The following is a 21,416-nucleotide window of genomic DNA, read 5'->3' as shown; positions in this document are numbered from 1 at the left end:
CAGCCCTATTTCTGGATGTCCCCCAGGCACAGGTACTTCACCTCGACGTAGTCGTCGATGCCGTGGTGCGAGCCCTCGCGCCCGAGCCCCGACTGCTTCACGCCGCCGAACGGCACTTCGGCGGTCGAGATCAGCCCGGTGTTGATGCCGACCATGCCGTACTCCAGCGCCTCGCCGACGCGGAAGATGCGGCCGATGTCGCGGCTGTAGAAGTAGCTGGCCAGCCCGAACTCGGTGTCGTTGGCCATCGCGATCGCCTCGGCCTCGGTGGTGAAGCGGAACACCGGCGCCACCGGGCCGAAGGTCTCCTCGCGCGCGCACAGCATCTCGGAGGTCGCGTTCGACAGCACCGTCGGCTCGAAGAAGCGGGTGCCGAAGCGGTGCCCGCCGGTCACCAGCGTCGCGCCCTTCGCGGTCGCATCGGCCACATGCCGCTCGATCTTCTCGATCGCCGCGTCGTCGATCATCGGCCCTTGCGTCACGCCAGCCTCGAAGCCGTTGCCGACCTTGATCGTCTTCGTCTTCTCGGCCAGCTTCGCGACGAACGCGTCGTACACACCGTCCTGCACGATCAGCCGGTTCGCGCAGACGCAGGTCTGGCCGGCATTGCGGTACTTGCTGGCCAGCGCCCCTTCGACCGCGCTGTCGAGGTCGGCGTCGTCGAACACGATGAACGGCGCATTGCCGCCGAGCTCCAGCGACAGCTTCTTGATGGTGGGTGCGCACTGCTTCATCAGGATGCGGCCGACCTCGGTCGAGCCGGTGAACGACAGGTGGCGCACCAGGTCGCTCTCGCACAGCACCTTGCCCACCGCGATCGAGTTGTCGCCATCGGCGGTCACGACGTTCAGCACGCCCGGCGGCATGCCGGCGCGCTGCGCCAGCTCGGCCACCGCCAGCGCCGACAGCGGCGTCTGCTCGGCCGGCTTGATCACCACCGGGCAGCCGGCGGCCAGCGCCGGCGCGACCTTGCGCGTGATCATCGCGATCGGGAAATTCCACGGCGTGATCGCCGCGCACACGCCGACCGGCTGCTTGATCACCAGGTAGCGCTTGCCGTTGTCGGTGGTCGGCACGGTCTCGCCATAGACGCGGCGCGATTCCTCGGCGAACCATTCGATGAAGCTCGCGCCGTAGCCGACCTCGCCCTTCGCCTCGGCCAGCGGCTTGCCCTGCTCGGCGGTCATGATGCGCGCCAGGTCGTCGGCATTCGCCATCAGCAGGTGGTACCACTTCATCAGGATCGCCGCGCGCTCCTTGGCAGTCTTGCCGCGCCAGGCCGGCCAGGCCTGGTTCGCGGCGGCCACCGCGGCCTGCGTCTCGGCGGCGCCGAGGTTGGCCACGTCAACCAGCTTCCGGCTGGTGGCCGGGTCGTTGACGTCGAAGCGAGCCTTGCCGGCGACCCATTCGCCGCCGATCAGCGCGTCGGTCTTCAGCAGGCCCGGGTCCTTCAATGTCGACAGCGGAGAAGTCTTCATGTCCATCGTCTCAGTCCCTTCATCGGTTCAACGGCGCGGCACACCGGGCAGCACGCACAGCATTTCATACAAGAGGTTGGCGCCCAGCAATGCGGTGTTGCCGGACGGGTCGTACGGTGGCGCGACTTCGACCAAGTCGCCGCCGATCACGTTCAGCCCGTGGCAGCCGCGGATGATCTCCAGCGCCTGCGGCACGCTCAGGCCGCCGACCTCGGGCGTGCCGGTGCCGCCGGCAAACGACGGGTCGATGCCGTCGATGTCGAAGCTGATGTAGACCGGCTGTGCCGGCCCGATGCGTTCGCGCACCTCGGCCATCAACGGCGCGAGCGAGCGGTACCAGACCTCGTGCGCCTGCACGACGGTGAAGCCCTGGGCGCGCGGCCAGTCGAAATCGTCGGCCGCATAGCCGGTGCCGCGCAGGCCGATCTGCCAGACCTTGTCGCATTGCAGCAGGCCTTCTTCCACCGCCCGGCGGAACGGCGTGCCGTGGGCGACGCGCTCGCCGAACATCTCGTCGTTGACGTCGGCATGCGCGTCGACGTGCACCAGCGCGACCGGTCCGTGCCGGCGCGCGACCGCGCGCAGGATCGGCAGCGCGATGGTGTGGTCGCCGCCCAGCGTCAGCGGCTTGCAGCCGGCGGCCAGCACCTCGTCGTAGAACGCGGTGATCAGCGGCAGGGATTTGTCCAGCGAGTAGGTGTTGACCGGCACGTCGCCGAGGTCGGCCACCTGCAGCGCATCGAAGGGCGCGGCCCCGGTCGCCATGTTGTACGGCCGCAGCAGGGCCGATTCGGCGCGGATCTGCCGCGGCCCGAAGCGGGCGCCGGCGCGGTTCGAGGTGCCGATGTCCAGCGGCACGCCGATGAAGGCCGCGTCCAGGCCCTGGGCCGAGCCGGCCGCCGGCAGCCGCATCATCGTCGCGAGACCGGCGAAGCGCGGCATCGCGTTGCCGCCCAGCGGCTGGTTCAGGTCCTTCATCGCTTGCGCCCCCGCAGCCACTCCAGCGCGAGCAGCAGGCCGGTGGTGAAGAGGATCAGCAGCGTCGCCACCGCGGCGATCGTCGGCGTGATGTTCTCGCGGATGCCGGTGAACATCTGGCGTGGCAGCGTCACCTGTTCCGGGCCGGCGAGGAACAGCGTCACCACGACCTCGTCGAACGAGGTCGCGAAGGCGAACAGGGCCCCGGAGATCACGCCCGGCGCGATCACCGGCAGCGTGATGCGGAAGAAGGTGCGCAGCGGGCTCTCGCCCAGGCTCAGGCTGGCGCGCACCAGGTTGTTGTTGAAGCCCTGCAGCGTGGCCAGCACGGTGGTCAGCACGAAGGGCGCGCCGAGCGCGGCATGCACGATGATCAGCGCGGTGTAGCTGTCGGCCAGCCCGGCGTTGGCGAAGAACAGGTAGGTGCTGACGCCGACCACGACGATCGGCACCACCATCGGCGCGATCAGCAGGCTCATCAGCAGGCCCTTGAACGGGAAGTCGGTGCGTGCGAGGCCGACCGCCGCCAGCGTGCCCAGCACGGTGGCGATCAGCGTCGCGGCCGGCGCGACGATGAAGCTGTTCTTCGCGGCGCGTGCCCATTCGGGCGAGGTGAACAGGTTCTGGTACCACTTCAGCGACCAGCCGGGGATCGGATAGGCGAGGAAGGAGCTGTCGCTGAACGACAGCGGCATGATCACCAGGATCGGCAACAGCAGGAAGGCCAGCACGCCGACGCAGGCGAGGCGCACGGCCCACCAGCCGGCCTTGTCGAGCGGCGTGGCGTAGGCGGGGAACACAGGCAGGGCGAGCTTCATCCCAGGCTCAATTCCGATTTGACGATGCGACGGTACACGGCATACAGAACCAGCGTTGCCGACAGCAGCAAAGCCCCCAGCCCGCAGGCCATGCCCCAGTTGATGTTCACGTTGGTGTACTGGGCGATGTAGTAGCTCAGCATCTGGTCGTCGGCACCGCCCAGCAGGGCCGGCGTCACGTAGTAGCCGATCGACAGGATGAACACCAGCAGCGCGCCGGCGCCGACGCCGGGGAAGGTCTGCGGCACGTAGACGCGGAAGAAGGCGGCCAGCGGCGGGCTGCCCAGCGACACCGCGGCGCGCACATAGGTGGCGGGTACGCTCTTCATCACGCTGTACAGCGGCAGGATCATGAAGGGCAGCAGGATGTGGGTCATCGCGATGACGACGCCCAGGCGATTGAACAGCAGCGGCAGCGGCTCGTCGACCAGGCCCAGGCCCATCAGGCTGCGGTTCACCAGGCCCTGCGACTGCAGCAGCACGATCCAGGCGGCCACGCGCACCAGGATCGAGGTCCAGAACGGCACCAGCACCAGGATCATCAGCACGTTGGCGCGGCGCGCCGGCAGCGTCGACAGCCACCAGGCGAGCGGATAGCCCAGCAGCAGGCAGCACAGCGTGACGACGGCGCTGATCGCGAAGGTGCGGCCCAGGATGCGGGCGAAGGCGCGCTGGTCCTCGGGCACGCGCTCGACCTGGCCGGCGGCGTCGCGGCGCAGGTCGACGGCGGCCAGCAGGTAGTCGGGCGTCCAGCGCGAGCCGTTCTTCGCGATCGCCTGCCAGTAGCGCGGCTCGGCCCAGCGTTCGTCCAGCGCGAGCAGGCGGGCCCGGGCCGCGGCGGCATCGGTCGCACCGTCCAGCGGCAGGGCGCGGTAGGTGCCCATCAGCAGCGAGCGGGCGCCGGCGGCGTCGGTGTTCAGCCGCCGGGCCACGGCCCCGGCGTCGGCGCTGTCGGGCAGGCTGCCGAGGTCGGCCAGCAGCGCGGCGAAGGCTTCGGGGGCCGGCACGCCCTGGCGGTCCCAGCCGGCCAGGGCCGCCACGGTGCGCGGCAGGGCGGTCGCGACCTCCGGGTTCTCGACCGCGCGCTTGAGCAGCGCGGCGATCGGCACCAGGAAGGTCAGCACCAGGAACGCCAGCAGCGGCAGGGTGAGCGAGAACGCCCGCAGCTTGCGCCGCCGGTCGGCGCGCGCCAGTTGCCGTCCCAGCGCGCTGGTCGTCACTGGGCCGCCCACGAGGCGAAGCGCTTCTCCAGTTCCTCGCCCTGGTCGGCCCAGAACTTCAGGTTGAACTGCAGCGCGTCCTTCGAGTTCGCCGGCGCAGTCGGCAGGTTGCCCAGCACCTTGGCATCCAGCTGCGCGAGGGCCTTGGTGTTGGTCGGGCCGTAGGCGATGTTCTTCGCGTACTCGGCCTGCGCCTGCGGCGTGCTCGCGAAGGCGATGAACTTCATCGCCGCGTCCTTGTTCGGCGTGCCCTTCGGGACCACCCAGTAGTCCAGGTCGTAGATGCCGCCGGTCCAGGTGATCTTCAGGTTCTTGCCTTCGCGGTTGGCGGCGTCGATGCGGCCGTTGTAGACCGTCGTCAGCGCCACGTCGCCGGCCACCAGGAACTGCGGCGGCTGCGCGCCGGCTTCCCACCACTGGATGCTCGGCTTCAGCTCGGTCAGCTTCTTGAAGGCACGCTCGGCGCCGTCCTTGGTGGCCAGCACCTTGTACACGTCGGCCGACTTGACGCCGTCGGCCATCAGCGCGAACTCGAGGTTGTAGCGCGCCCCCTTGCGCATGCCGCGCTTGCCCGGGAATTTCTTCAGGTCCCAGAAATCGGCCCAGCTGGTGGGCGTGCCCTTCAGCTTGTCGCCGTTGTAGGCCATCACCGTGGACCAGACGAAGATGCCGATGCCGCACTCGCTGACGGCCGCCGGCAGCAGGTCGGCCTTGCCGCCCAGCTTGCTGTAGTCGAGCTTCTCGAACAGCCCCTCGTCGCAGCCGCGCGCCACGTCGGGCGATTCGACCTCGACCACGTCCCAGCTCACCTTCTTCGTCTCGACCATGGCCTTGATCTTGGCCTGCTCGCCGTTGTATTCGACCGGCACGACCTTGGTGCCGGTCTTCTCGAAGGGCTCGTAGTAGGCCTTCTTCTGCGCATTCGCGTTCGCGCGGCCGAAGTTGACGACGGTGATCTGCTGCGCGAAGGCGGGCAGCGCCAGGCTGGTGGCCAGCGCGATGCTCAGGATGCTCTTCTTCATGACGTGGGTCCTCTGGGGGTGGGGAGGTGGGAAGGGAATCAGGCGGTGTAGATCCGGGTGTGCTCGGGCGGCAGCTCCAGCCAGGCGGCGTCGCCGGCCTGCGGCGCCGTGCCGCCGGACAGCGGCAGCTTCACCGTCGCCGCGGCCTGGCCCTCGCCGAGCGTGCACAGCAGCCGCAAGTGGTCGCCGTAGTAGATGACGCTGGCGATGCGCGCCTGCAGCAGGTTGCCGCGCTCGGCCGGTGCGGCCGTGTGCAGCAGGATGCGCTCCGGGCGGATGCAGGCCTCGACCGCGGCGCCGACCGCTGCGTCGTTGACGTTGACGCCGGTCAGCACCCGTCCGTCGGTCAGCACCATGCCGCAGCGGTCGCCGCCGGCGTCGACGGGGGCCGCCCGCACGGTGCCCCGGACCACGGTGCTGTCGCCGATGAAGCCGGCCACGAAGCGGTTCGCGGGCGCCTCGTACATGGCCTCGACCGGTGCCAGCATCTGCACCTCGCCGTCGTTGAAGACGGCCACGCGGTCGCTCATCGTCAGCGCCTCGCCCTGGTCGTGGGTCACGTAGACGAAGGTGATGCCGAGCTGGCGGTGCAGTTCCTTCAGCTCGATCTGCATGTGCTCGCGCAGCTGCTTGTCGAGCGCGCCCAGCGGCTCGTCCATCAGCACCAGCTGCGGTTCGAACACCAGCGCCCGCGCCAGCGCGACGCGCTGCTGCTGGCCGCCCGAGAGCTGCGCCGGGGCGCGGTCGGCCAGGCCGTTCAGCCGCACCATGTCCAGCGCCTTCGCGACCCGGCGCGCCTGCTCGTCGCGCGACAGCCCGCGCACCGTCAGCGGATAGGCCACGTTCTGCCCGACCGTCAGGTGCGGGAACAGCGCGTAGTTCTGGAACACCATGCCGAAGTGCCGCTTGTGCGGCGGCGTGCGCGTGATCGGCTTGCCGTCCAGCAGGATGTCGCCGGCGGTCGGCGACTCGAAGCCGGCCAGCATCATCAGCGTCGTCGTCTTGCCCGAGCCGGACGGCCCGAGCAGCGTCAGGAACTCGCCGCGGCGGATGTCCAGGTCGAGCTGGCGCACCACCAGGTGGCTGCCGTCGTACGTCTTCTGCACGCCGCGAAAGCGCACCAGCGGCTCGGCCGGCGCGCCCTGCACGGCGGCCGCCGGCCGGGATGCCGGGGCGGGGGAGGGCTCGGACAACACGGGCATGCGCACCTCGTTCAACGCAAAGCGGCGAAACTGTCGGCCAGCAGCTGCAGGCCTTCGTCGACCAGCGCGTCCTCGGCCGTCAGCGGCACCAGCACGCGGATCACGTTGCCATGGGTGCCGCAGGACAGCAGTATGAGCCCGCGCCGGGCCGCCTCGGCGACCACCCGGCGGGTCAGCTCGGCGGCCGGCTTCGCGAGGTCGCCGTCGTCGAAGAGCTCGATCGCCACCATCGCCCCCAGCCCGCGCACGTCGCGCACCTGCGGCACCTGCTGCGCGATGCGCGTGAGGCCGGCCGTCAGCCGCTCGCCCAGCCGCCGGCTGCGCTGCAGCAGCTGCTCGTCGTCGAACACCTTCAGCACTGCCAGCGCCGCGGCGCATCCGATGGGCGAGCCGGCATAGGTGCCGCCCAGGCCGCCAGGGCCGGGTGCGTCCATCACGTCGGCGCGGCCGACCACGCCGGCGATCGGGAAGCCGCCGGCCATCGACTTGGCGGTGGTGATCAGGTCGGGTGCCACCGGCCACTGCTCGCTCGCGAACCAGGTGCCGGTGCGGCCGGCGCCGGTCTGCACCTCGTCGGCGATCAGCAGGATGCCGTGGCGCTCGGCCAGCGCCTTCAGCCGGGTGATGAAATCGTGGGGGGCGACGTGGAAGCCGCCTTCGCCCTGCACCGGCTCGACGATGAAGGCGGCCACCCGCTCGGGCTCGATGTCGTTCTTGAAGATCGTCTCGATCGATTGCAGCGCGTCGTCGACGCTGATGCCGTGCAGCGCATTCGGGAACAGCGCGTGGAAGGTCTCGCCCGGGAACGGCCCGAAGCCGGTCTTGTAGGGCGCGACCTTGCCGGTCAGGCCGAGCGTCAGCATGGTGCGGCCGTGGTAGCCGCCGGTGAAGGCGATGACGCCCGGGCGGCGGGTGAACGAGCGCGCGATCTTGACGGCGTTCTCGACCGCCTCGGCGCCGGTGGTCAGGAACAGCGATTTCTTCTCGAACGCACCGGGGGCGAGCGCGTTCAGCCGCTCGGCCAGCTCGACGTAGGGCTCGTAGGCCAGCACCTGGAAGCAGGTGTGCGTGTACTGGTCGAGCTGCGCCTTGACGGCGGCGATCACCTCCGGGTGGCCGTGGCCGGTGTTCAGCACCGCGATGCCGCCGGCGAAGTCGATGTAGCGCCGGCCTTCGACGTCCCAGACCTCGGCATTGCGGCCGCGGCTGACGAAGATGGGGTGCGCCTGCCCGACGCCGCGGGCGATCGCGGCGTGGCGGCGGGCCATCAGGGCGGCATTGGTCAGGTGGGCTTCGCGTTGCATGGCAGTCCCTCGGGGTGGCGGAAAATGCGATCGGCGGACTGTAGGCATCGCGAACGCGCGCCGCCATGTACAGACGGTGCGGCGATTCGGTGTACTGTGCAGGGCCGGGTGCCTGTACATGCAAGCCCCTAGTCGGTGCGCCGCGCACGATGAAGTAGTAACGCCTGGGGCCTGTTGACACCGATGTTCACGCTGAATCCGAACTCCCCGATGCCGCTGGTCGGCCAGATCGTCGACGGCTTCCGCCGCATGATTGCGGACCAGTCGCTGAAGCCCGGTGCCAAGCTGCCGTCGATCCGGGCCTTCGCGGCGTCGCACGGCGTCAGCGTGTTCACCGTGGTCGAGGCCTACGACCGGCTGGTGGCGCAGGGCTGGCTGTCCACGCGGGCCAACGCCGGCTTCTTCGTCAAGCGCCGCGCCACCGACGCACCGGCGGCGGTCCCGGTGCCCAGGCCGGTGGCCGACCTGCGCTTCAACGCGCAGTGGTACCTGAAGCAGATCTTCGAGAACCGCAACCTGCCGCTGAAGCCCGGCTGCGGCTGGCTGCCGCACGACTGGCTGTTCGAGGAAGGCGTGCGGCGCAGCCTGCGCCAGATGGCGGCCGATGGCGCCGAACTGGGCGGCTACGGGCTGCCGCACGGCCACATGGCGCTGCGCATCCTGGTGGCCGAATCGCTGGCCGAGCACCAGATCGCGGTCGGCGCCGAGCAGGTGCTGCTGACCCAGGGTTCCAGCCAGGCGCTCGACCTGGTGGCGCGCCGCCTGTTGAAGCCGGGCGATCCGGTGCTGGTGGACGATCCTGGGTACCCCAACCTGATGTTCATGCTGCGCTTCCTGGGGGCGCGGCTGATCGGCGTGCCGCGCACGCCGGCCGGCTACGACCTGCCGGCGCTGGAGGCGCTGCTGGCCGAGCACCGGCCGAAGGTCTTCTTCACGCAGCCGCGGCTGCAAAGCCCGACCGGCTCGGTGACGCCGCTGGCGCAGGCCTACCGGCTGCTGCAGCTGGCCGAGGCGAACGACCTGACCCTGGTCGAGAACGACATCTGCGCCGACATGGACCCGGAACTGCGGCCGTCGCTCGCCAGCCTCGACCAGCTGCGCCGCGTGGTCTACGTCGGCAGTTTCTCGAAGACGATCTCGCCGAACATCCGGGTCGGCTACGTCGTCGCGCGGCCCGACCTGCTGGACGACCTGGCGCAGCTGAAGATGGTGTCCGGCCTGACCTCGTCTGACATCACCGAGCGGCTGGCCTTCGGCGCGCTGACCGAAGGGCGCTGGCGCAAGCACCTGAAGTCGGTGCGCGACCGGCTGGCCGACGCGCACGGCCGGGTCGCGCAGCGGCTCACCGGTCTGGGGTTCGAACTGTTCGGCGAGCCGAAGGCGGGCATGTACCTGTGGGCACGCCATCCCGACCTGCCCGACGGCGCGGAGCTGTCGCAGCAGGCGGTGGGCGACGGCATCATGCTCGGGCCGGGCCAGCTGTTCCTGGTCGAGCAGCGGCCGACCGGCTGGCTGCGCTTCAACGTGGCCTTCAGCGACGACGAGCGCCTGTATCGTTTCCTCGCGGCGCAGATCCGGCTGCAGGAAGCCGCGTAGCCCGGGTGACAACCCGGGGATCAACCCCCACTTGTTCGCTTGTCACCTCCCCAAGTCAGGGCGGTGGCACAAAGGCGCGTGGGGGGAGGCTGTGGAACGCCAATAAGGAGGGGGCGCCGGAGCTGGCTGGCTTCATGGCCCGCGTGCGCAGCACGCTTCGTAATCTGACTGTCGCCGACTGTTTGACCACAACGAACGAAGTGAGTGGCGGGAGTTTCGGCGACGGGCCATGAAGCCAGCCAGCGCAGGGAAGTCTTCGCCCCGAGAGGGGCGAAGACCGCCCCCGACGGCGCGCCACAGCCTCCCCCCACGCGCCTTTCCGCACCAACGCCCGACCGACGCCCCCTTTCCTATAATCGCCGGTTCCCCGAGCCAGCCCCAGCCAACCGAGAAAGAACCGGATGAAAGCCTCCGAGATCCGCGACACCTTCCTGAAGTTCTTCGAATCGAAGGGCCACACCATCGTCGCCTCGAGCCCGCTGGTGCCCGCCAACGACCCGACGCTGATGTTCACCAACTCGGGCATGGTGCAGTTCAAGGACGTGTTCCTCGGCAGCGACAAGCGCCCCTACGTGCGCGCCGCGTCCGTCCAGGCCTGCCTGCGGGCCGGCGGCAAGCACAACGACCTTGAGAACGTCGGCTACACCGCGCGCCACCACACCTTCTTCGAGATGCTGGGCAACTGGAGCTTCGGTGACTACTTCAAGCACGACGCGCTGACCTTGGCCTGGGAACTGCTGACCAAGGTCTACAAGCTGCCGGCCGACAAGCTCTGGGCCACCGTCTACATCGACGACGACGAGGCCTACGACATCTGGACCAAGGTGATCGGCCTGCCGCCCGAGCGCGTGGTGCGCATCGGCGACAACAAGGGCGCGAAGTACGCCTCCGACAACTTCTGGATGATGGCCGACACCGGCCCCTGCGGCCCGTGCTCGGAGATCTTCTACGACCACGGTCCCGGCATCGCCGGCGGCCCGCCCGGCTCGCCCGATGCCGATGGCGACCGCTACATCGAGATCTGGAACAACGTGTTCATGCAGTTCGACATGCAGCCTGACGGCAGCATCAAGAAGCTGCCCGCGCCCTGCGTCGACACCGGCATGGGGCTGGAGCGCCTGGCGGCCATCCTGCAGCATGTGCACAGCAACTACGAGATCGACCTGTTCGACCGCCTGATCCGCGCCGCGTCGCGCGAGACCGGTGAAAAAGACCTGTCGAACAAGAGCCTGCGCGTGATCGCCGACCACATCCGCGCGACCGCCTTCCTGGTCAGCGACGGCGTGATCCCGAGCAACGAGGGCCGCGGCTACGTGCAGCGCCGCATCATCCGCCGCGGCATCCGCCACGGCTACAAGCTCGGCCAGAAGAAGCCGTTCTTCCACAAGCTGGTGGCCGACCTGGTCAACGAGATGGGCGCGGCCTACCCGAAGCTCGCCGCCGACCAGCAGCACATCACCGACACGCTGAAGGCCGAGGAGGTCCGCTTCTTCGAGACGCTGGCCAACGGCATGGAAATCCTCGACGCCGCCCTGGCCGGCGGCCAGAAGACGCTGCCCGGCGACGTTGCGTTCAAGCTGCACGACACCTACGGCTTCCCGCTCGACCTGACGCAGGACGTCTGCCGCGAGCGCAACGTCGAGGTCGACGAGGTCGGTTTCGGCGCGGCGATGGAGCAGCAGAAGGCGGCCGGCCGTGCGGCGGGCAAGTTCAAGATGGCGCGCGCGGTCGAGTACACCGGCGCCGGTCACGAATTCACCGGCTACGAGCACCTCGAAGAGAAGGCGATCGTCGCTGCGCTCTACCAGGAAGGCAGCCCGGTGCAGCAACTGCTCGAAGGCCAGACCGGCATCGTCGTGCTCAGCGTCACGCCGTTCTACGCCGAGAGCGGCGGCCAGGTCGGCGACCAGGGCTCGCTGAGTGCCGAGGGCGCGCTGTTCGGCGTGCAGGACACCCAGAAAATCAAGGCCGACGTGTTCGGCCACCACGGCGTGATGAGCCAGGGCAAGCTGTCGGTCGGCGACACCGTCACCGCGCGCGTCGACGGCAAGCTGCGCGCCGCCACCGTGCGCAACCACAGCGCCACCCACCTGATGCACAAGGCGCTGCGCGAGGTGCTGGGCACGCACGTGCAGCAGAAGGGCTCGCTGGTCGATGCCGACAAGACCCGCTTCGATTTCGCGCACAACGCGCCGGTCACGCCGCAGCAGATCGCCGAGATCGAGCGTCGCGTCAACGACGAGATCCTGGCCAACGCGGCCACGCAGGCGCGCGTGATGGACATCGAGTCGGCGCAGAAGACCGGCGCGATGATGCTGTTCGGCGAGAAGTACGGCGAGACCGTGCGCGTGCTCGACATCGGCAGCAGCCGCGAGCTGTGTGGCGGCACGCACGTGCACCGCACCGGCGACATCGGCCTGTTCAAGGTGGTCGGCGAGAGCGGCGTGGCCGCCGGCGTGCGCCGCATCGAGGCGGTGACCGGCGCCAATGCGCTCAGCTACCTGCAGACGCTCGAAGGCACGGTGCACCAGCTCGCCGCCACGCTGAAGGCCGCACCGACCGAGGTACCGCAGCGGCTGGCCCAGGTGCTCGACCAGGTGCGCGCGCTCGAAAAGGAGCTGGGCGCCGTGAAGGGCAGGCTGGCCTCGTCGCAGGGCGATGAGCTGGTCGGCCAGGCGATCGACGTGAAGGGGCTGAAGGTGCTGGCCGCGCGCCTCGAAGGTGCCGATGCGAAGACGCTGCGCGAGACGCTCGACAAGCTGAAGGACAAGCTGAAGACGGCGGTCATCGTGCTGGCTGCGGTCGACGGCGACAAGGTGCAGCTGGCGGCCGGCGTCACCGCCGACAGCACCGGCAAGGTCAAGGCCGGCGAGCTGGTCAACTTCGTCGCGCAGCAGGTCGGCGGCAAGGGCGGCGGCAAGGCCGACATCGCGATGGCCGGCGGCACCGATGCATCGCAGCTGCCGCAGGCGCTGGCCTCGGTGCAGGGCTGGGTGGCGGGCAAGCTCTGAACATGCCGGGTTGGCGGATCCGGCCGTGCCGGCGCGAGGACGAACCGGCCGTGATCGCGCTGTGGCAGGCCTGCGGCCTGACCCGGCCGTGGAACGACCCGTCGAAAGACATCGCGCGCAAGTTCGCCGAGCAGCCCGAGCTGTTCGCGGTGGCCGAGTGCGACGGTGACGTGGTCGGCAGCGTGATGGCCGGCTACGACGGCCACCGCGGCTGGATCAACTACCTCGCCGTCGCGCCCCAGCTGCAGCGCGGCGGCCTCGGCCGCGCGCTGGTCGACTGGGCGGAGCTGCGGCTGCGCGAGCGCGGCTGCCCGAAGATCAACCTGCAGATCCGTCGCGGCAACACCGCGGTGATCGCGTTCTACGAGAGCCTCGGCTTCTCCGAAGACGACGTGATGAGCATGGGCAAGCGGCTCGAGCGCGACGACTGAGCGCGCCTGCGGCCACCACCGGCCGGCACCCCCTGACATTTTGACCCTCGGACAGACCCTCTTGTGCGGGGTCTGCCGAGAGCCGATAAGCGACTTGTCGAACGCGCGGCGATATCTCGCGGCGCCGGCGATCCGGGGTGGACTGCCTTGACAGGAGGTGTCTCATGAGGATTCGAACGCTGATCGAAGTCCGCGCCAGCGTGCGCGCCCTGATGCTGACGATGGTGGCCGCCGCGGCGCTCGCGACACCGCCCTTCGCCGGCAAAGCCCGGGCCGCAGCACCGCTGGCCGAGGCGCAGCAGGTGGTCGCGTCGGCGGTGCGCTGCGGCGACGAGCCCCGCGTCGATGCCGGCCCGCCGGCGCAGCCCGGCAAGTCCATCGCGATGGTGATCGAGGACCTGCGCAACGGCGGCGTGCTGGCGGCTTCGCTGGGCCTGCGCGAGGCGGCCGCTGCGATCGGCTGGAACGTCAAGGTGTTCGACCTCGGCGGCATCGTCGCCAACCGCGACAAGGTCATGCAGGAGGTGATGGCCTTCCACCCCGACGGCATCGCATTGATGGGCGGTTTGACGCTCGAAGGCTCGTCGACCAAGGGCTACGGCCCCTACGACCTGACGCCGTTCGAGCGGCGCGGCATCGTGCTGGTCAGCTGGCATGCGAACCCGTGGCCCGGCCCGATCGCCGGCACGCCGGTGCGCACCAACGTGACCAGCGATCCGCTGCTGGTCGCGCGCATGGCGGCCTCGAAGGCGATCATCGACGCCGGCGGGCGGGCCGGCGTGGTGATCTTCACCGACTCCAAGCTCGGCATGGCGATGACCAAGGCGCATGCGATGGCCGAGGTGGTGCGCGCCTGCAAGGAGTGCCAGGTGCTCGAGATGCTGGACGTCGGCATGGAAGAAACCGGCTCGCGCATGGCCGCCGTCACCGCCCAGCTGCTGCAGCGCTACGGCAAGCGCCTGACGCATGCGCTGGCCGTCAACGACATCTACTTCGACTACATGGTGCCGGCGCTGATCACCGCGCAGCAGCCCGGCGCCGGCGTGCGGCTGATCTCCGGCGGCGACGGCAGCTCGTCGGCCTTCCTGCGCATCGCGGCCAAGTCGTTCCAGACCGCGACTGCCGCCGATCCGCTGAACCAGCAAGGCTGGCAGACGGTCGACGAGCTGAACCGGCTGTTCGCGCACCAGCCGACCAGCGGTTTCGTCGCGCCGCCGCGCCTGGTCACCTCGGAGAACATCGCCTGCGAAGGCGGCTCGCGCATGCTGTACGACCCCGACAACGGTTACCGCGACGCCTACAAGCGGATCTGGAAACGCTGACCCCGCGGGACGGTTGCTCCGTGAAGCGGCGCCAACTGTTGCCTCACTCGCTTCGGCGGCAGTTCGCGCTCGCGCTGGCCGGCCTGGCGCTGATCTTCGGGGCCGGCGGCATCTTTGCGCTGTACGCCGTGCGCGAGGTGGCCGTCGCGTCGCGGCAGCTGGCCGAGGAGCGCCTGCTGCGCGTGCGGCTGGCGCAGGACCTGGTGGCCGAAACCGCGACCATCGCGCTCGATGCGTCGCAGCTGATCCATGCCGACACCGGCATCGCGCTGCACGGCAGCTTCGAGCGCATGGAAGCGCACCTGCGCAACTTCGATGCGATCGTGACGCAGATCAGCACCACCAATGGCGACTTGGTGGTGCTCGACCTGCACCAGGCCAGCCAGCTGCTGCGCAACTCGGCCAACGTCGCGACGCAGCTGCGCGAGGATTCGCTGAACACCGAGCTGCGCTGGCGGGCGCTGATGGAAGAACGCTTCGGCCGGCCCGAGGCGCCGGCCCCGCCCGACCGGTTGCCGCTGCTGGCGCTGCTGTACCAGCTGCGCGGCGCGACCCGGCCCGACGAGCTGGAGGCGTTGAACGCACGGTTGCCGGCGCTGATGGGCCCGGCGGCGCGGCAGCCGGGGTTGGCGGCCGACGTGCGCGAGCTGTTCGCGATGCGCGACAAGCTGATCGGCCAGCAGCGGGTGATCACCGGGCTGCGCGACGAGATCAGGCGGCAGTCGCAGGCCATGGGGGCGGCGGCCGGCACCTGGTCGACCGCGTCGGCCACCGCGTACCGCGAGGCGGTGCAGCAGGTGGTCGAGGCATCCGAGCGCCACCAGCGCTGGATCTTCGCGCTGTTCATCGGCAGCGTGCTGGCGGCGGTCGCAGTGGCGCGGGTCTTCCTCGGCCACCATGTGATCGGCCGGCTGCAGGAGGTGAGCCAGCACCTGCGCAGCGACCACCCGCAGGCGCTGGCGGGGAACGGGCGCATGACCGGGCCGGTGACGGTGCCGGTGCAGGGCGAGGACGAGATCGGCGGCATGGCGCGCGCGGTCGAGCGCTTCCTCGAGGACCGGCGGCAGCTGGCGCAGACGCGGGCGTCGCTCGAGATCGAGCAGCAGCGGCTCGCGGCCATCATCGACCACACGGCCGACGGCATCCTGGTCGTGCGCGGCGAGCGCGTGCTGCAGCTCAACCCGGCCGGCGAGCGCATGTTCGGCCGGGCGGCACCGCAGCCGGCCGGGCTGGTGGTCGGCGATCTGCTGTCGGACCTGGACCCGCCGCTCGACGTGGAGCAGGCCTTGCCCCGCAGCGCGATGGGGCAGCACGGCGAGCGGCGTTTCCCGGTCGAGGTGTCGGTGAGCCGGATGTCGGTGCAGGAGGGGGCCGACGGCGAGGGCGCGCTGCGCGTGCTGGTAGTGCGCGACGCGACGCTGCGCCGCGCCGCCGAGCAGCAGCTCACCGCGGCACGCGACGCGGCCATCGCGGCGCAGCGCGCGCAGACCACGTTCCTTGCGAACATGAGCCACGAGCTGCGCACGCCATTGAACGGCATCCTCGGCTACACGCAGATCCTGCGGCTGGACAACACGCTCGACGAGCAGCAGGCGGCGGGGCTGAAGACCATCCAGAGCAGCGGCGAGCACCTGCTGATGCTGATCAACGACATCCTCGACATCGCGAAGATCGAGGCCGGCCGGCTCGACCTGGTGACGGCGCCGGTCCACCCGGCCAGCTTCTTCGGGATGATCGGCGACCTGATCCGCATCAAGGCGCGGCAGAAGAACCTGGAATTCGCGCTGGAGATCCACGGCGAGCTGCCCGATGCGATGGAGATCGACGAGCGGCGGCTGCGCCAGGTGCTGCTGAACCTGCTGGGCAACGCCGTCAAGTTCAGCGATCACGGACAGGTGCAGCTGATCGTCCACCTGCTCGGCGTGGAAGACGACCGGGCCCGGCTGCGCTTCGAGGTCTGCGATTCCGGCATCGGCATGGACGCCGGGCAGTTGCAGCGGCTGTTCCAGCCGTTCGCGCAGGTGCATGACGCGGCGCGCCGGGTGGCCGGCAGCGGGCTGGGCCTGTCGATCAGCCGGCAGCTGGTGCGCATGATGGGCGGCGACATCCTGGTGCGCAGCGTGCCCGAGGAGGGCAGCGTGTTCTGGTTCGAGCTGGCGGTGCAGGTGCCGCAGACGGTGGCCGGCACCGCGCGCGTCGAGCGCACCGCGATCGGCTATGCCGGCGCGCCGCGCAGCGTGCTGATCGTCGACGACATTGCCGAGAACCGCGAGATGCTGGCCTGGCTGCTGCGGCTGCTCGGCTTCCAGATCGACGAGGCGGACAACGGCCAGACGGCGATCGCGCGGGCGCAGGCCAAGAGGCCGGACCTGATCCTGATGGACATGATGATGCCGGTGATGGACGGGCTGCAGGCCACCCGGCTCATCCGCGCGGACGCGAGCCTGAAAGAGGTGCCGATCATCGCGATCTCGGCCAGCGTGACGGCCGAGGACCGGCAGAAGTGGGTCGCGTCCGGCGGCAACGGCTTCGAGGCCAAGCCGGTGCGCCGCGAGAGCCTGCTGCGGCAGATGGGCGAGCTGCTCGACCTGACCTGGCTCTACCGCGACGGGGAGGGCGATGCGGCGGCGGCGCCGGCGGAAGGCGAGCCGTTGGCGCCGGAGTCGATTCCGGCCGCCGATGAACTGCAGGAACTGCACCGGTTGACGCTGGCCGGCAACATGGCGGCGATCTGCGACGAGGCCGAGCGCCTGGCGCAGGCCGAGGCGCGCTACCGGCCGTTCGCCGACCGGGTGCGGCGCCTCGCGAACGAGTACCAGGTGCGGGCGCTGGCGACGCTGGTGAAGGAAAGCCTCGCGCCGCGATCAGATCCTCGTTCGGGCTGAATCACCCCCGTTGAGGGACACCGTCATTCGACCGCCGCAGGCTCGCTCTCCGTGTGCCGGTCAGGCTCCGTGGTGCGGAGGATTTCGTTCAGAACGGACGTGGCGTAATTCCCGGCGAGCAAAGAGAACGTGAGCACCAGTTGATCCGCTTGCGGCCATTCCCATGACATGTCCCCCGGGCTCGCCACCAGGGCGCGGCGCTCCTGATCCAGGCCGGCGTGTTCCATGCCATCGCACAAGGTGGCGTGGCGTTCGGCCACTCCATTTTCGAGGGCCTGCGCTTGATCGGTGGCGATCACGCGGCCCCGTCCCCAGAGCGGTCCGGTGGGCCGGCCCGCCTCATCCATCACGTCACCGGGCAGCGTCTTGCCCCAGAGTCCCTGCTGAATGCGCAGCGCCAGCACTTCGTTGAAGACGAAGGAGCGCACCGCCGACAGGTAGATGCCCTTCTTCTTCGGGTTGCGCACGCGGATTTCACGCGCCAGCATGGCCCTGCCTTGCTCGACGTTGCCGCCGTCGTGGCCGAAACGTTGAGCGCCGAAGTAGTTGGGCGCGCCATGTGATGCAACAGCCTTCAGATTGGCCTCGACGGCGTCGCGGTCGCCGGTCACGTCACGCAGCACGATGCGGAATCGGTTGCCCTTCAGATCACCGGGGCGCAGTTTTTTCACGTGGCGGCTCTGACCCAGCACCTTGAATTCCGGATGCTGAAGCCGGGCCAGGTCGGGCGTCTCGCCCTTCGGCAGGTAGATGCTGAACCATTGACGGGTGATGGCGTGGCGGTCCTTGAGGCCGGCATAGCCCACGTCCCTTTCCTGCACGCCGGCGGCCTCGGCCAGCTGCTGGGCGACGAAAGCGGTGTTGGCACCGTTCTTTTCGATGTCCAGCCAGATGTGCTCGCCCTCACCGGAGGGCAGCTGCAGCGGCAGTTCGGTCACGATGAAATCCTCGTTGCGGAGTTTCAGGGTGGCGCTGGCGCCGCTGGGCGCATAAGCGTTGGGCCACTGCGGCAAGGTCGTGTAGGGAGCGTCGGTCATGAGCAGTCGGATGGGACCAGCTGTATGGGAAAGGGACGGGCTGTCCAGGCCGTGATTCTCTCGCTGCCCGCATGCCTCGATATCCGGGGCGATTCATCAACCCGGTCCGGGACCTTGGCTTCCGGTATAACCGCAGCCTTGTCGCATGGCGCGGGAGCAGGAAGCCTCATGGGATCCGTCCAGAACACCTTCCAGATCGCCACCGGCGAGGCCAGCATCTCCGGGCAAGCGTCAGGCTCCGGCCCACCACTTCTCCTCTTGCATGGCTTCCCGCAGACGCGCCTCATGTGGCGCAGCGTGCTGCCGTTTATCGAGGAGAGGTTCACGGTGGTTTGCCCCGACCTTCGCGGCTATGGCGACAGCGGATGCCCGGTCTCGTCCCCCGATCATTTGCCGTATTCGAAGCGTGTCATGGCGCAGGACATGGTGACCGTCATGGAGCGGCTGGGATTTCGGCGATTCTCCGTAGCAGGGCACGACCGCGGAGGCCGTGTCGCATACCGGATGGCGCTGGACCATGTCCTACATGTAGAAATGCTCGCCGTGCTCGACGTTCTACCAACCGAAACTGCGTGGAGCAGAGCAGATGCTCGACTCGCCATGGCATTCTGGCCTTGGTCGTTGCTCGCGCAGCCGGCGCCATTGCCGGAGCGCATTCTTGAAGCGGCCGCGGCAGCCGTCGTTGAGAACGCATTGACCCAATGGGGCACGCCGGGAAATACCTTCCCTGCAAACGTGCGTACGGCCTATGTTGAGTCGCTCGCGAACCCCGACCATGCACATGCCATCTGCGAAGAGTATCGAGCCGCTGCCACGATCGACCGCGAACACGATCGAGCCGATTTGGCAGCAGGTCGACGAATCGCCTGCCCCGTGCTTGCGCTGTGGAGCGCCGAAGGCGGCCTCGGCAGTTGGTACGAAGACGAAGGAGGACCGCTGGCACTCTGGCGCCAGTGGTGCGACGACGTCCGCGGTCACCCTGTACAGGGCGGGCACTTCTTCCCGGAGGAACGGCCAGGGCAGACCGCCGAGGAACTGGCCCGATTCTTCGCGCATGGCTGATCGACGCCGGTGGCAGCGGGCGACGACGAGTACACAATCGCTCCCGCGTAGGCAGCGACCTGAATGGCAGGTTCGGGCGACATTGACGGCGTGCTCGATTGTCGGCAAATGATCGGCGAGGCTGCTCGAGCGCCGAAGGTCAACGGACGGTTTGCATCTGTTTCCAGTCCCTCAGAGCCTCAAGCGCGACGGCGGCGAATGACCATCACTGAGCGACCGCTCCTTTGCCTGGGCCCAGCGGTCCAGGACGGCCAGTTGCGGTCTCTCGCGGGTGACCGCTTTCAGGTAGTCTGTTGAACGTGAAAGTTGTCGAACCGCCCAAAGCCGACTATCACACCGACGACAGCCGGTGGCACTTGCTGCGTGACGTGAACGGCAGCCTCCACATACTTGTTGCCTGCGAGTCGTCCTTGGTGAGCTATGAGTGCCTCATCAAGCTGAACGATGGGGAGATTCTCGACTACCACGGACTGGGCTGGCTCTCTATGCAGCACCTGGCGAATCGAATCAACTACTTTGTCGACGAGTACAAGACCCGCCGCATAGTTGGTGCTGCACTCGCTTCAGCCATCGAAGCAACCAGATAGTGCGCAGCCTGCAACAGACGCGTTCGGCCACCAGCAGACACTCGTCAAGGGCAGCTTCCGGGTCGCCAACCAAACGGGGACGTGGAAGTGGCGATTGTTGTCTGCACTAGCCGTAGCGGATGGAAATGACCGCCCATGAATGAATTACGCTCGACAGGAAATAACTGCGTGCAAAAGGCGGGTTGTCGTTTACTTCAGAAGCTCTTCGACGACTTTGAAAGCAAGCCCCAAAAGGGCGAGCATCGTCGCAAGGTACTGAAAGGGAGAGATCTTTGGATCTGAGGCAGCATCGATTACAGAGGAGATGGACTTGTGGGCAAGTAAATATGTGGCGCGAAACAACGTTAGCGCAATCATCGCCGCGCTTAGGAAGACCAAATGCCAGAGACACAGCACGGTAAGGATCAAAAGGAAGATCGGATTTCCGAGCGCTGCGCCTGAACCTCCCACGACCGGCAGGCCGGAGTCGGGGTTTAGAGCGCCAAACACGAGGAACCCAATGAGAGTGGTCGCAGCAGCAGTCAGAAGGAGTGCGACCGCAAGAAGCATGAACGACCCTTGTCCGAGCAGCGACGTGGATTTGTTCCACCGTCTCGTAAGAAAAACGACGAGAAAGTAACTTGCGCTGGCTGTTCCTACTGCGAAGAGCATGAAGCAAGCCCAGTAGGCGCTATCGATCCACGTTATGGCGTAGCGAGGAATCGGATAGTCCCAATTCGGCTCCAGTACGCGCCGCCCAAGGTAAAACGTAGCAACAACCGCGATGTAGCAGCCGATCCAAAAGAGTATCCATCCGAATGGACCGAAGCGTCGGCTCAATCGGAGCGCGACGAAGTGATAGGCGACCGCAGGAACGTTGAGGACTGTCGGGCGGTCAAGAAAAATGAACGCGCGCACGAGCGCATCTCTGGTTTTCGTCTTCGTGTCAGCTTTGATGTGATAGTCGTCGAGAAACTTGGCAGCGGCGACTAGCAGGCCCATGCCTGCGATCCACAGGCCCCATTCAACTCCTTGTTGCATCCTGTGGCCTATGCGTCACTCGCGCAAGCTGGCCGGCACGCTGACCGCGAGATGTTGTCGCACGGCATAGCTCGGGTTGCCAAGCATGAGGCTACTTGGCCTGATCGCCTGAAGCTATCTCGATCTGCTGTTTTGTTTTGCTGATTTCCAGCTTGATCTTCGCTGTGCGACCGAAGACGAAGGAAAAGTAGACGACGAGGCCTGCTGCCATGATCAGCACCAACAAGACGGCAGAGCCTGTCAGTAATTTTGTGTGCGAGGCATAGCATGACGACCAGGAGCATGTATGCCAAGCAAGACGAAGACGAAGAACGAGGCGATCGCTGCGAGGACGGCGGTGCTGGTAATTTTGTGTGCGAGGCATAGCATGACGACCAGGAGCATGTATGCCAAGCAAGACGAAGACGAAGAACGAGGCGATCGCTGCGAGGACGGCGGTGCTG

At 68.1% G+C, this 21,416-nt stretch carries 17 protein-coding genes; 7 read left to right on the top strand and 10 right to left on the bottom strand.

All coding sequences use genetic code 11. From position 1 onward, the window contains the following. Positions 1 to 5: 5 nt before the first annotated feature. The 7 genes from ASC98_RS10760 to gabT are packed head-to-tail and all read right to left on the bottom strand — an operon-like array spanning position 6 to position 8,022. Positions 6 to 1,484 (bottom strand): NAD-dependent succinate-semialdehyde dehydrogenase, encoded by a 1,479-nt coding sequence (locus tag ASC98_RS10760; RefSeq protein ID WP_056809305.1) that lies wholly within the window; start codon positions 1,482 to 1,484, stop codon positions 6 to 8. Between the two features lie 21 nt (positions 1,485 to 1,505). After that, positions 1,506 to 2,456 (bottom strand): agmatinase, encoded by a 951-nt coding sequence (gene speB / locus ASC98_RS10755; RefSeq protein ID WP_056809382.1) that lies wholly within the window; start codon positions 2,454 to 2,456, stop codon positions 1,506 to 1,508. Next, on the bottom strand, positions 2,453 to 3,274 hold the full coding sequence (locus ASC98_RS10750; protein WP_056809303.1) for an ABC transporter permease: 822 nt from the start codon (positions 3,272 to 3,274) through the stop codon (positions 2,453 to 2,455). Before ASC98_RS10750 ends, speB begins: the two co-directional genes overlap by 4 nt. Next, positions 3,271 to 4,494, bottom strand: a complete 1,224-nt coding sequence (locus ASC98_RS10745; RefSeq protein WP_369821162.1) for an ABC transporter permease — start codon at positions 4,492 to 4,494, stop codon at positions 3,271 to 3,273. The genes ASC98_RS10750 and ASC98_RS10745 overlap by 4 nt, the downstream gene beginning before the upstream one ends. Further along, positions 4,491 to 5,516 carry an ABC transporter substrate-binding protein gene (locus tag ASC98_RS10740; RefSeq protein ID WP_056819930.1) on the bottom strand — a complete coding sequence of 342 codons (1,026 nt, stop codon included), beginning with the start codon at positions 5,514 to 5,516 and terminating at the stop codon, positions 4,491 to 4,493. Before ASC98_RS10740 ends, ASC98_RS10745 begins: the two co-directional genes overlap by 4 nt. A 38-nt stretch (positions 5,517 to 5,554) precedes the next feature. Beyond that, positions 5,555 to 6,718, bottom strand: a complete 1,164-nt coding sequence (locus ASC98_RS10735) for an ABC transporter ATP-binding protein (protein ID WP_082542044.1) — start codon at positions 6,716 to 6,718, stop codon at positions 5,555 to 5,557. A gap of 11 nt (positions 6,719 to 6,729) precedes the next feature. Next, entirely contained in the window at positions 6,730 to 8,022 is a 1,293-nt protein-coding gene (gabT, locus tag ASC98_RS10730) for a 4-aminobutyrate--2-oxoglutarate transaminase (RefSeq protein ID WP_056809295.1), read from the bottom strand. A 183-nt stretch (positions 8,023 to 8,205) separates the two neighbouring features. Between gabT and ASC98_RS10725 the strand changes: the two genes are divergently transcribed. The 5 genes from ASC98_RS10725 (at position 8,206) to ASC98_RS10705 (ending at position 17,267) form a co-directional block, all read left to right on the top strand. Then, positions 8,206 to 9,618 carry a PLP-dependent aminotransferase family protein gene (locus ASC98_RS10725; protein ID WP_056809292.1) on the top strand — a complete coding sequence of 471 codons (1,413 nt, stop codon included), beginning with the start codon at positions 8,206 to 8,208 and terminating at the stop codon, positions 9,616 to 9,618. A 401-nt stretch (positions 9,619 to 10,019) separates the two neighbouring features. Beyond that, the gene (alaS, locus tag ASC98_RS10720) at positions 10,020 to 12,629 is read left to right on the top strand and encodes an alanine--tRNA ligase (protein WP_056809289.1); all 2,610 of its coding nucleotides are present in this window, start codon (positions 10,020 to 10,022) and stop codon (positions 12,627 to 12,629) included. Positions 12,630 to 12,631: 2 nt separating this feature from the next. Next, a complete protein-coding gene (locus tag ASC98_RS10715) occupies positions 12,632 to 13,060 on the top strand; it encodes a GNAT family acetyltransferase (RefSeq protein ID WP_056809286.1) in 429 nt (142 codons plus the stop codon). A gap of 164 nt (positions 13,061 to 13,224) precedes the next feature. Next, positions 13,225 to 14,382, top strand: coding sequence for a substrate-binding domain-containing protein (locus tag ASC98_RS10710; protein WP_157598039.1), 1,158 nt, complete (start codon positions 13,225 to 13,227; stop codon positions 14,380 to 14,382). 38 nt (positions 14,383 to 14,420) lie between these two features. Continuing rightward, positions 14,421 to 17,267, top strand: coding sequence for an ATP-binding protein (locus tag ASC98_RS10705; RefSeq protein WP_157598038.1), 2,847 nt, complete (start codon positions 14,421 to 14,423; stop codon positions 17,265 to 17,267). 23 nt (positions 17,268 to 17,290) lie between these two features. On the opposite strand, the gene truD is transcribed toward ASC98_RS10705, so the two are convergent. Next, a complete protein-coding gene (truD, locus tag ASC98_RS10700; protein WP_056809282.1) occupies positions 17,291 to 18,304 on the bottom strand; it encodes a tRNA pseudouridine(13) synthase TruD in 1,014 nt (337 codons plus the stop codon). A gap of 168 nt (positions 18,305 to 18,472) precedes the next feature. Between truD and ASC98_RS10695 the strand changes: the two genes are divergently transcribed. Continuing rightward, on the top strand, positions 18,473 to 19,366 hold the full coding sequence (locus ASC98_RS10695; RefSeq protein WP_056809280.1) for an alpha/beta fold hydrolase: 894 nt from the start codon (positions 18,473 to 18,475) through the stop codon (positions 19,364 to 19,366). A 293-nt stretch (positions 19,367 to 19,659) separates the two neighbouring features. Further along, on the top strand, positions 19,660 to 19,953 hold the full coding sequence (locus ASC98_RS10690) for a hypothetical protein (protein WP_200953055.1): 294 nt from the start codon (positions 19,660 to 19,662) through the stop codon (positions 19,951 to 19,953). 189 nt (positions 19,954 to 20,142) lie between these two features. Here ASC98_RS10690 and ASC98_RS10685 read toward each other — a convergent pair whose 3' ends face one another. Continuing rightward, positions 20,143 to 20,934, bottom strand: a complete 792-nt coding sequence (locus tag ASC98_RS10685; RefSeq protein WP_056809277.1) for a hypothetical protein — start codon at positions 20,932 to 20,934, stop codon at positions 20,143 to 20,145. Positions 20,935 to 21,064: 130 nt separating this feature from the next. Continuing rightward, positions 21,065 to 21,416: hypothetical protein (locus ASC98_RS31610; RefSeq protein WP_235581223.1), on the bottom strand; the 352-nt coding region annotated here is incomplete at its 5' end.

Origin of the sequence: Rhizobacter sp. Root1238, from assembly GCF_001425825.1 — a bacterium.
Taxonomy (GTDB): Bacteria; Pseudomonadota; Gammaproteobacteria; order Burkholderiales; family Burkholderiaceae_C; genus Rhizobacter.
This window is presented reverse-complemented; position numbering and strand designations above follow the sequence as displayed.

Coding starts and splice junctions, on each gene's coding strand:
- ASC98_RS10715 (WP_056809286.1), top strand. CDS start 12,632: ATGCCGGGTTGGCGGATCCGGCCGTGCCGGCGCGAGGACGAACCGGCC.
- alaS (WP_056809289.1), top strand. CDS start 10,020: ATGAAAGCCTCCGAGATCCGCGACACCTTCCTGAAGTTCTTCGAATCG.
- truD (WP_056809282.1), bottom strand. CDS start 18,304: ATGACCGACGCTCCCTACACGACCTTGCCGCAGTGGCCCAACGCTTAT.
- gabT (WP_056809295.1), bottom strand. CDS start 8,022: ATGCAACGCGAAGCCCACCTGACCAATGCCGCCCTGATGGCCCGCCGC.
- ASC98_RS10695 (WP_056809280.1), top strand. CDS start 18,473: ATGGGATCCGTCCAGAACACCTTCCAGATCGCCACCGGCGAGGCCAGC.
- ASC98_RS10740 (WP_056819930.1), bottom strand. CDS start 5,516: ATGAAGAAGAGCATCCTGAGCATCGCGCTGGCCACCAGCCTGGCGCTG.
- ASC98_RS10735 (WP_082542044.1), bottom strand. CDS start 6,718: ATGCCCGTGTTGTCCGAGCCCTCCCCCGCCCCGGCATCCCGGCCGGCG.
- ASC98_RS10750 (WP_056809303.1), bottom strand. CDS start 3,274: ATGAAGCTCGCCCTGCCTGTGTTCCCCGCCTACGCCACGCCGCTCGAC.
- ASC98_RS10685 (WP_056809277.1), bottom strand. CDS start 20,934: ATGGGCCTGCTAGTCGCCGCTGCCAAGTTTCTCGACGACTATCACATC.
- ASC98_RS10710 (WP_157598039.1), top strand. CDS start 13,225: ATGAGGATTCGAACGCTGATCGAAGTCCGCGCCAGCGTGCGCGCCCTG.
- speB (WP_056809382.1), bottom strand. CDS start 2,456: ATGAAGGACCTGAACCAGCCGCTGGGCGGCAACGCGATGCCGCGCTTC.
- ASC98_RS10725 (WP_056809292.1), top strand. CDS start 8,206: ATGTTCACGCTGAATCCGAACTCCCCGATGCCGCTGGTCGGCCAGATC.
- ASC98_RS10760 (WP_056809305.1), bottom strand. CDS start 1,484: ATGGACATGAAGACTTCTCCGCTGTCGACATTGAAGGACCCGGGCCTG.